Source organism: uncultured Methanobrevibacter sp. (genome assembly GCF_905235195.1).
Lineage (GTDB): Archaea > Methanobacteriota > Methanobacteria > Methanobacteriales > Methanobacteriaceae > Methanarmilla.
The window spans coordinates 1-2675 of record NZ_CAJOKH010000092.1 but is presented as its reverse complement, the minus strand read 5'-3'; the positions used below and the strand labels follow the sequence as shown (position 1 = coordinate 2675).

The 2675-nt window shown below is 29.3% G+C and carries 1 protein-coding gene; it reads right to left on the bottom strand.

The features are described from left to right. Positions 1-32 precede the first annotated feature (32 nt). The gene (locus QZ146_RS08580) at positions 33-2531 is read right to left on the bottom strand and encodes a glycoside hydrolase family 3 protein (RefSeq protein ID WP_295723638.1); all 2499 of its coding nucleotides are present in this window, start codon (positions 2529-2531) and stop codon (positions 33-35) included. Positions 2532-2675 lie beyond the last annotated feature (144 nt).

The window sequence follows — 2675 nt, the reverse complement described above, 5'->3', positions numbered from 1 at the left end:
TAAAATTTAAATATTATCTCATTTAATATATATTAATTTTTAAATTTACAATCGATTTCAGCAAAAAGCTTGGCTTGATTAGGATCACCATTTTCTCCAATATAAACTTTAATTTTACCTTCTTTAATTCTAACATATTTATTTTCTGTCACACTAAAATATGATAAAGCATGATCATCTGCTTTTATCGTAACATCTTTAGTTTCGCCTTGCTTAATCTCAATTTTTTCAAACCCTTTAAATATATATTTAGGATAATCGCCTATACTATCGGGGAAAGTCAAGAATAACATCGGAACAGCACTTCCAGGAACTTCTCCTATATTTTTCACAGTAAATTTTGCAGTTAATCCTTCTTTGTTAATAGTAACATGATAATTATTATATTCAAAAGTTGTATAAGTTAATCCAAAACCAAAAGGAAAAGTTGGTTTTATATTCTTTTTATTAAACCATCTTTGCCCAACATATAATCCTTCAGTATAATTATATTGCTCTTTATCATGTCCAGGCTCATTATCAATTAACCCTGCACTATCAATACCATCATATCTATATACATCTTTAAATGATTTTCCATTCTTCGTTTCAGAATAATTGGTCAAATGCTCAATTTTTGTAGGATAATCTTCAAGTAATCCCCATACGAACGGTAAATGGCCACTTGGATTAACTTCTCCAAATAAAATATCTGCAATAGCATGACCAGATTCTGAACCTGGAAATCCTGAGAATATGACAGCTTTTACTTTTTCTAACCAAGGCATATTAACTACGGCTGGGGCATTAATAACAACTATTATATTTGGATTTACTTTAGCAACATTTTCAATCAATACATTAGCTCCATGCCATAAATCTAAATCTAATCTATCTCCGATTGAATTTTCAACTACTCCATATTCTTCTCCAGAATCAGCTTTAGCAAAAATTATAGCAACATCAACTCCTTTTTCGCTGGCAACTTCTACACCCATATCGTAATCTTCAAAAGCACTTACATGCACTAATTTCTTATTAATATATTCATCATGATATATCAAGTTAGTTGAAGAAACGATCTCTATTTTATTATTTTCAGCAAATTCTTTTATACCTTCTAAAGGTGAAATTGTATAGTTGAATGAAGTTGTTCCTGAGCCATAGCCTAAAGGAATATGCCCGTTTTGTACTTTATTAGTTTCATTTTGGCATTGAAGATCATCATCTCCTTTGCAATCTCTATATTGAGCATCATTTCCTATTACTGCAATCTTTTTAACGTTTTTAAGGGGAAGAATATTATTTTCATTTTTTAATAAAACCTGTGATTCAGCGGCAGCTCTTCTTTGTAATCTTTTTCTTTCCTCTGTTTTTGTTTCTTTATATAAGTTAGTTTCTGGATAATTTTCCATTTGGTTCATTTGATACATAGTTGCAATAATTCTTGTGGCTGATTCATTAATTCTTGTTTCATTTACTTTTCCTTCATCTACGTATTTTTCCAACAAATACCAATGGCTTTTATTTTTTCCATAATATTGACCTTCACGGTTAAATTGCTCTCCACCAGGCATATTCATATCTAATCCTGAATTAAAATTGTCACTATGATTATTATAAATTGCCCACCAATCTGACATAACAAATCCTCTGAAACCTAAAATTCCTCTCAGAATATCAGTTAATAATTTTTTATTTTCACTAGCATAGGTATTATTTACTGCATTATATGCTGACATAACAGCTCCAACTTGAGCCTCATGGATAGGCCTATAGAAAGGTTCTACATAAATGTCCATAAGAGGAGCCATATCTATGTTTGAAGAGCTTGAATGCCTATAAGTTTCTTGATCATTTCCTACAAAGTGCTTTATAGTGGCAATAACACCTGCATCTTGTATTCCTTTTATCATTTCAGATGCGCAAACACCCGAATAAAAAGGATCTTCTCCAAAGGCTTCCCACACTCTACCAGCTTGAGGTGTTCTCATTATATTTACACAAGGAGATAAATATGTATTTATTCCTTTTTCTTTATTTTCTTGTCCTTGTGTAAAACCAACCTCGTATAATAAAGATTTATTGAATGTACATGCAAGATTGATATTGGCTTGCCAAGATATACTAGTGCCATTTGCAAATCTAACTCCAGCAGGGCCATCCTGAAGGCACATTCCTTTAAAATTAACTTTGTCATTTTTAAATGCACCAATTTCTCCTACACAAAGCCCTTTTTTTTCTTCAGTATCATTAATAAATAAAAATCTCATATTTTCGGTACCATATAGAAGTCCTACTTTTTCTGTTCTATTTAATTTTGAAACAAATTTCTCTGCTTTTATATAAGAATCATTCCAATTATTAGTGTTTCTTAATTGTTGAGGAGGTAAGTCCTTATCTAAAACTATTAAAAGGATTATACTGATAAAAACTAGAATAGATAGAATACCGACTAAGCAGAAAAAATATTTAAACCTGGATTTTGTTATTTCCTTTTCTGACATATGTGGCTCATCTAAAAGCTCCTTATCTTTATTTTTTTCTTCCATTAATAAACTAAAAAAATCCTAATATAATTATGATTTTTTTTTTATTAAATTTTTCTAAATTAAAAGTAGTTTAGAAAAATAAATAAAATTCATTATTAATAAGTATAATTTAAATTAATAAATTTTAAAATATTTATATTATTC